Source organism: Sphingorhabdus sp. (assembly GCF_044357595.1).
GTDB lineage: Bacteria > Pseudomonadota > Alphaproteobacteria > Sphingomonadales > Sphingomonadaceae > Sphingorhabdus_B.
The window spans coordinates 1-7,977 of the sequence record NZ_JBIKPH010000116.1; the positions used below are offsets into that span (position 1 = coordinate 1).

Genomic DNA, 7,977 nt, shown 5'->3' on the forward strand with positions numbered 1-7,977 from the left:
ATTGCAAAATGATCGTCTGCAACAATCTGGCTAAATGGGCTGAAGCTTAAATGCATCCGCCCGCCATCTGCTTTCGTCCGTTTGCCCATCAGCGGTGCGGGCGCGGAGCCATCTTGTGTTTCCGAGGCCCAGCCATCCTTGTTCATTCGTTGCATCAGCAGGCGCAGGTGGCTGCTGTCGGCCGCGTCGTCAATATTACCGATTGGGCGGCCAGAAGCTGCGGCGCTTGCCTCCCATGCCTCTAACTTAGGTGTAAAGCTGGCGATCGCATCCGCTGGGCCAGAACTTGGTCCTGCGCCTACGGCGACGATCGATTCCGATGCGTGCATCGAGCAGAATTCCGGATGCGAAGGGACGCAATGATAGCATTCAAAGAAATTCTCCACGACCAGCTTCCAGTTTGCAGTCGTTGGATAGCTGCCTGCATGCGCAATGCGTGCTTCGGCGAAGCCATGATATTCGAGAATTGCCCCCATGTCGCCGAAGGTCGCATCAAAATCGACGGGCTCATCCTCGCTCATGTTGATGAAGATCAGGCCGTGGAACACGCGGATATGGCATGCGAACAAGCTGTTTTCCGCTTTGTCGAAATCTTCGGGCATAAGCCGCGCAGAAATCAGCCGCCCATCAAGACCGAAAGTCCATGCGTGATAGGGGCAGACCAAGCGCGGCGCATTGCCGCTTTCCGACTGACAAATGGTCGATCCACGATGGCGGCAGACGTTGAAGAAGGCCCGAACGCTATCTGCATTTTCGCGAATGACGATGATCTGTTCATTGCCAACACGAAACAGGAAATAATCACCCTTGTTCGGGATCCGAGACACATGGCCCGCAAGCAACCATTTCTGGCTAATGATTTCGTCGAAATCAGCCTTGAACACCGTTTCACTGGCGTAAAATTCCTGATCAAAGCTATACCCTACCTGCGTGTTTGCGGCGAGCCGTTGCATTGTGGCATTCGGTGTTTCGGTCGTCATATTTTGATCCGGGCGTTTGAGGGGTCGTATAATGGTTTGAGCGATGCAGTCACCGGATAGCGGATACCGGCAATCTCGATCTCATAGTCATCAGCGCCAATTGATCCTACCACGCCACCGTCAGCAGCGTCGACATAGCCAAGACCGCATGCACCGCCGAGGGTATGGGCGTACATGCCAGAACGGATGTATCCAGCAATCCGGTCGCCCTGCCAAATGGGTTCATTATGGTAAAGCATCGGTTCGGGTGACTTTAACAGAAACTGCACGAGGCGCTGCTTTAGGCCAGATTCTTTCTGTGCAACCAAAGCGTCATGGCCAATGAAGCCGCCGACCTTGTCCATCTTTACCGCAAAGCCCAAGCCAGCCTCCAGCGGCGTATCCTCGTCGGTGATATCATGGCCCCAATGGCGATAAGCCTTTTCCATGCGCAGCGCATTGAGCGCATGGTAGCCGCAATGCTGCAGGCCGAATGCCGCGCCCGCAGCGACTATCTCGTCATATACGCCGGTCATGAATTCGGTCGGGATATACAATTCCCAACCCAGTTCCCCGACATAAGTGATCCGCGATGCACGAACGACGGCATAGCCAAGCTCGATTTCTTGCGACGTGGCAAATGGAAATGCCTCGTGCGACAAATCATTGGGGCAAATCGACTGAAGCAATTCGCGAGAATTGGGTCCCATGATCGAAATAACACCCATGCCTGACGATACGTTGGTCAAGACCGCATGCGCGTCATCGGGGGTATGGCGTTTCAGCCAGTTAAAATCCTTAATCTCGGTCTCGGCCCCTGTGACGATCAAATAGGCGGTTTCCGACAAGCGCGTGACGGTCAAATCGGCTTCAATCCCGCCTTTTTCATTCAACCATTGGGTATAGACCAGCTTGCCCGGCGCAACATCAACGTCATTTGCGCAAACGCGGTTAAGAACAGCCATAGCATCACGGCCTTCAAGCCGGAATTTGGCGAATGAGCTTTGGTCAAACAAGCCAACAGCCTCCCGCACAGCCCTGCATTCGGCGGCGTTGGCTTCAAACCAGTTTTGGCGGCCATAGCTATATTCATATTTTGGAGCGCTACCGGCTTCGCCATACCAATTGGGTCGCTCCCAGCCATAAGCTTCCCCGTGACACGCGCCTGCCGCAACCAGCCGGTCGTGGATCGCAGAACGGCGGACGCCGCGCGCGGTTTCATATTGCTTAAACGGATAATGCGTTGCGTACAAAAGCCCGAGGCTCTCGGTGACGCGCTCCTGTAAATATTTCCGGTTAATCTGGAAAGGCATGTTGCGACGAATATCGACAGTCCACAAGTCTGCTGGCGGAATGCCATCGCGGATCCAGTCAGCCATAACCTTGCCCACGCCGCCCGCAGATTGCAGGCCAATGGAATTGAGGCCGGCCGCGACAAAGCAGCCTTTCAATTCAGCGCTCTCGCCAAGATGATAGCGCACGTCTGGCGTGAAGCTCTCGGGGCCGCAGAAGAATTTTTGAATCCCCGCCTTTTCAAGCGCCGGAACACGGCGCATCGCGTCGAGCAAAAGGGGTTCGAAATGTTCGAAGCTGCCTGCGATTTCGTCAAAACAGAAATCTTCCGAAATTCCGTCCATACCCCATGGTCGGGCATTAGGTTCAAATGCGCCCACAAGCAGTTTGCCCGCGTCATATTTATAATAGCCGCAATAATCATAATCGCGCAGCACGGGGAGCGTATTGTCGATCCCCTCGACCCCTTCAAACAGCACGTAATAATGTTCGCACGCGTGCAATGGCGCAGCCACGCCGACGCTGGCTGCTAAATCGCGCGTCCACATACCACCGCAGATCACGACATAGTCGGCGTCAATCGAACCTTCCGCAGTATCAACACCGGTCACACGGTCACCATTGTGACGGATTTTTGTGACCTTAGTGTTTTCAAAGATTTTTGCGCCACCTGTGCGCGCACCCTTGGCTAGCGCCTGCGTGATATCAACCGCATTGGCATAGCCATCGCTCGGGATGTGGATTCCGCCTACAACGTCATCGACATTGACGATATTCGCTAGGTCTTTGATTTCTTCCGGCGTCACGACATGAACCGGCAAGTCAAACACCTTGGCCATTGATGCGCTGCGCTTCAATTCCTCAAACCGCTCGAGGTTAGTTGCCATTGAGATGGAACCGCACTGGCGGTAGCCGGTGGCCTGGCCGGTCTCAGCCTCAAGCCCACGATACAGTTCACCCGTATATTTGGCGAGCTTAGTCATGTTGATGGACGGCCGCAGCTGCCCCACAAGCCCTGCCGCGTGCCATGTTGTTCCGCTGGTTAATTGCTTACGTTCCAACAGGACAACATCGTCCCAACCAATCTTGGTCAAATGATAGGCAATCGAGCAGCCAATGACCCCGCCACCGATGATGACGACTTTTGCTTTTTTGGGAAGTTCCGCCACGGTAATTAGACCTTCATCTTCGCGTTGTCGGCATCATAAGCCGGGTGCTCCAAAACCGTTCCAACACGGCGTTCGCCTTGAAGCATGATGTCAAAACTTGACCCCGGTGTCGCATTTTCAAGCGGCACACAGGCAAAGAAAAGGCTTTTGCCGACACGGTGGCCATAACCACCCGACGTCGTGAGGCCAATGCACTGGTCGCCGATCAAACATGGTTCAGCGCCGCGCACATCGACATTGGTTGCATCCACCTCGCCATAGACAATGCGGAAACGGTCAGGTGCGTCCAGCGTTGCCTGCTTACCGACGAAATCGTCCTTTTTGAAATTGATGAAGCGCGGCATGTCGGCTTCGATCATCGTAAGCTCGTTCGTAAGTTCCGAGCCCCACGCCTTGTAACCCTTTTCGACCCGCATCGTATTGGCGGCGTAAAGCCCATAATTGACGATGCCATATTCCTGCCCAGCGTCCCAAACGGCATTATACAATGCCGCAAGATCGCCCATCGCGGGATGCAGTTCCCATCCGAGCTCACCCGCATAAGAAACCCGAAGTGCGCGCATTTTTATGCCGGCAATCATGATCTCCTGACCACTGAGCCAGCGGAAACCTTCATTACCAAGGTCTGCATTCGTTAGTTTTGCCAACACATCGCGCGAGCGGGGGCCGTTCATCACCAAAACGCCAAGGTCCATCGTCAAATTGCGGATGGTCACATCCTCATGCGGCAATTTGCTTTGAATCAGCAAGTCCCAGTCGCGCTGTTCGGCGGCCGCAGCAGACAGACAATAAAAATGGTCATCGGCAAAGCGTGTGACCGTCATTTCACCGTAAATGCGACCCTGAACCGACAATGGATGGACCAAGCCGATGCCGCCCAATTTCTTTGGCATACGGTTTGCACAAATACGGTTGAGGAAGGCCTCCGCGTCGGGGCCACACACATCATATTTCGCAAAGCCGGAGAGATCGAGCACACCGACGCGTTCGGCAACAGCCTTCACCTCGGCGGCAACTGCTGCAAAGCTGTTGGTCCGGTTATAGCCGCCTTCTTCTTCAGCGCCGTCGAGTGCAAAATATTTGGGCCGCTCCCAACCATAGGTTTCGCCATAAACGGCACCGGCGGCCAACAACTGCTCGTACAGCGCGCTCGTTTTTTGTGGACGACCATCGGGTTCCTCTTCACCAGGAAGCCGCGTCGTAAACGTCATCCGGTAATCTAGGAAAACCTTATCACGGCTGTAGTTTTCGTCTGCATATGGGCCATAACGCCGCGGGTCGAATTCGGTCATATTGATGTCGGCATCACCGAACACCATCCATTGCGCCATATATTTGCCAGCGCCGCCACCTTGCGCAATACCAAAGCTGGTGCCGCAACAATGCCAGAAGTTTTTAAGGCCGACAGCTGGTCCTAACAACGGTCCGCCATCGGGTGTATGCGGGATAGCGCCATTTACGAAGCGCCGCAGGCCAACCTCACCAAATATAGGCATCCGCTCAATCGCGCGTTCGAGCCACGGGGCAATCCGTTCCAGATCTTCTGGAAACAGCTCGCTGGTGGAATCCCATTCGGGGTGCCCGCCGCGCGGAGCCCATGCCTCCGCCAAGCCGGTATTCTCATATACGCCGATCAGTCCGCTCTTTTGTTCCTGACGGAAATAGCCGGAAACATGCGGGCAGCGCATAACGGGGATTTCTTCTTCGCGGTCCTTGAACGCAGGAATGGGATCGGTAACGACATAATGATGCTCCATATTGGTCACCGGAATGTCGATGCCTGCCATTTGCGCGATTTGCCGCGCATAGCAGCCGGCTGCGTTTACCACGATTTCCGCGCGGATCGTGCCTTTTTCTGTCTCAACATCCCATTCGCCTGATGGCAGTTGCGTAAGGCCGGTCACGCGGTTTTTGCGCACGATCTTCGCGCCCATATTCTTTGCACCAATGGCAAGCGCATTGCAGATGCCCGATGGGTCAGCATGTCCGTCTTCCGTGGTCCGCGCGCCGGCGATGACACCATCAAGTGTCATGAACGGGTTGTGCCGGAGAATTTCCTCAGGCGGGATGATTTCCATTTCAAAGCCGATGATCTTCGAAAAGCCTTCAATATAGCGCATCCACGCGAGTTCGCGTTCGTTCGTCGCAAGACGGATACCGCCCGATTTATGCCAGCTTACATATTGCCCTGTAAGCCCCTCAAGCCGCGGGTAGAGCTCATTGCTATACGCGTGCATCTTGGCGAGATTATAGCTTCCGGTGATGTTTGGACATTGCCCGGCGGCGTGCCAGGTGGAGCCGGATGTGAGCTCGTCCTTTTCAATCAACAGACAGTCGGTCCAGCCAAGCTCTGCCAGATGATAGAGCAACGATGCCCCCATTATGCCACCACCAATAATAACAACCCGCGCCGATGTTTGCATGATAGCTGTGCTCCTTAAGGCTTTAAACCGATGGAACCTTAGGGCGGGTTTGAGGTCGGACACAAATGGGGAATATGACGGGACTGGTTAAAAAAATTTTTGAGTCCTAATTACTAGTGGATGTAAGGAACTCGGTGTAAATTCATATCATGAAAGTTCAGCTATGCGGGTTGCGTTGATTACAGGTGCGGCACAAGGCGTCGGTTTTGCGACGGCGAAGATGTTTGCTGACACGGGATATCATGTCGTCATGACCGATGTGCAGCCGCTTGATGCGCAAATCGCTATATTAGAAGAAGGCGGCGGGCGTGTCTCCGCGCTGTCCGGTGATATTTCGTCTGAGGCTTTTGTCATCGAATTGGCCAAAAAAATCGCACATGAGCACCAAGCAGCGGATGTGCTCGTCAATAATGCCGGCATCAGCATGATATCCCCCGCCGAAGACACCAGTATCGAACAATGGCAGCGAGTCATGAACGTTAACCTGACTGGCCCTTTTTTACTGTGCCGGGAAATTGGTAAGCAAATGCTTGCGCGTCAGCGCGGCAATATTGTCAACGTTGCCTCAATTGCGGGCCTTCATGGCGTGATCGACCGTTCAGCCTATAATGCATCCAAGCATGGGTTGGTCGGTTTGACCCGGACCCTTGCCGCAGAATGGGGCAGTCGCGGTGTCCGTGTAAACGCCGTATGCCCCGGTTGGATTAAAACCGAGATGGACGAAGCAGACCAAGGTTCAGGCGCGTATTCCGATTCCGATATCATCAACCGCGTCCCTATGGGCCGTTTTGCGAAACCGGAGGATGTTGCGCGGGCGATCGCATTTCTTGCGCATGAAGACAACTTCATCAACGGCGTGAGCTTACCCGTCGATGGTGGATGGATTGCCGATGCCAGCTGGGATGCCCTTCGTGTAAAAAAACGGTAAGGCTACTGCGCGGCCTTGCACCAATGAGCAGGTCATATTATGCAACTTTGGACCGTCACAGCATAGTCACAGTTATGATCTAAGCACGAGCCGTCTGAGATATTGTCTTAATAGCGAAGCGAAGCCCAATGACGACTATTTCCATCTCGTTTCCCAAGGTCGCTTCGCAAGCGTATCTCCTGTGCGCGATGCGCATATTGTGGATAGCGATGCCATTAGCAATATTATTGCCGCTTCACCTTCTTTGGCACCTTCTGAAACTACCTTCGCCTTGGGCTATGCTGTTCCTGCGCATTTGCGCACGCGCTCTGGGCGCGCGCGTCACAGTTTATGGCAACCCATTGCGCAGAGATGTATTTTTCGTCGCCAACCATATTTCATGGCACGACATTCCGATTTTAGCCGGGATCACTGGATCTGCTTTTGTGGCACAGGACGGCGTTCGGGATTGGCCAGTGATTGGCTGGCTCGCAAAGTTAAATCGCACGATTTTCATCAGCCGCTCTGAAAAGCAAAATGTCGCACAGCAAGTGGCTGAGCTGCGTGAAGCGATTGCAGAGAATTGGTCAGTCACGCTTTTTCCCGAAGGCACGACATCCGATGGCCGCGGATTATTGCCGTTTAAACAGTCGCTGTTTGCGACGCTTGCGCCCCCACCCAAACCGATGATGATTCAGCCTGTCTATTTGGATTTTGGCATTGACGGACCTGATATCGCTTGGTTGGGCGAGGAAACTGGCTGGGAAAGCGCCTGGCGCGCATTTACAAGACCCGGAAGCTACGACGTGGGCGTGCATTTCCTTGAACCATTTGATCCAGGCGCCCTTGCGGATCGCAAAATCGTGTGCGCACTTGCCCGTTCTCGAATTGCGGCGGCGTTGTCATCCAAGCTTGGATATAGCGTCACCTAAATTAACCAGTCGCTCTTAGCTATTGGCGCATAGTAAAATAATTCACCCAATTGGCCAAATTTTTCAATTGTAGCGGCGCGCCGACGGCGCTCTAACTTTTCCCAATTGGCGGACAACGCCTATCGGAAATAGACTGGGTGCAATCATGAAAATCGGATTTATCGGCCTTGGCAATGTCGGCGGAAAGCTTGCGGGTAGCTTGATACGCAATGGCCATGAAGTGACTGTCCGCGACCTAGATGATGCGCTTGTTGCAGAATATGTGGCGCGCGGTGCATCTTCGGCCGCCTCTCC

Annotated in this window: 6 protein-coding genes; 3 read left to right on the top strand and 3 right to left on the bottom strand. The window is 54.0% G+C overall.

The window, feature by feature from the left end; all coding sequences use genetic code 11:
• From ACIQ2T_RS10525 to ACIQ2T_RS10535, 3 genes are all read right to left on the bottom strand, one after another.
• Window positions 1-980 (bottom strand): Rieske 2Fe-2S domain-containing protein (locus tag ACIQ2T_RS10525; protein ID WP_397590766.1); only part of this gene is annotated, 980 nt, incomplete at its 3' end.
• Window positions 977-3,421: an FAD-dependent oxidoreductase gene (locus tag ACIQ2T_RS10530; protein ID WP_397590767.1), complete on the bottom strand. Its 2,445-nt coding sequence runs from the start codon at window positions 3,419-3,421 to the stop codon at window positions 977-979. The genes ACIQ2T_RS10525 and ACIQ2T_RS10530, both read right to left, overlap by 4 nt.
• Window positions 3,422-3,426: 5 nt before the next feature.
• Window positions 3,427-5,844, bottom strand: a complete 2,418-nt coding sequence (locus ACIQ2T_RS10535; protein ID WP_397590768.1) for an FAD-dependent oxidoreductase — start codon at window positions 5,842-5,844, stop codon at window positions 3,427-3,429.
• A 163-nt stretch (window positions 5,845-6,007) separates the two neighbouring features.
• Here ACIQ2T_RS10535 and ACIQ2T_RS10540 point away from each other — a divergent pair, with 163 nt between their 5' ends.
• From ACIQ2T_RS10540 to ACIQ2T_RS10550, 3 genes are all read left to right on the top strand, one after another.
• Window positions 6,008-6,772: an SDR family NAD(P)-dependent oxidoreductase gene (locus ACIQ2T_RS10540; RefSeq protein ID WP_397590769.1), complete on the top strand. Its 765-nt coding sequence runs from the start codon at window positions 6,008-6,010 to the stop codon at window positions 6,770-6,772.
• Window positions 6,773-6,900: 128 nt separating this feature from the next.
• Window positions 6,901-7,683, top strand: a complete 783-nt coding sequence (locus ACIQ2T_RS10545) for a lysophospholipid acyltransferase family protein (RefSeq protein ID WP_397590770.1) — start codon at window positions 6,901-6,903, stop codon at window positions 7,681-7,683.
• 145 nt (window positions 7,684-7,828) lie between these two features.
• A partial coding sequence (locus tag ACIQ2T_RS10550) for an NAD(P)-binding domain-containing protein (protein WP_397590771.1) occupies window positions 7,829-7,977 on the top strand: 149 nt, incomplete at its 3' end.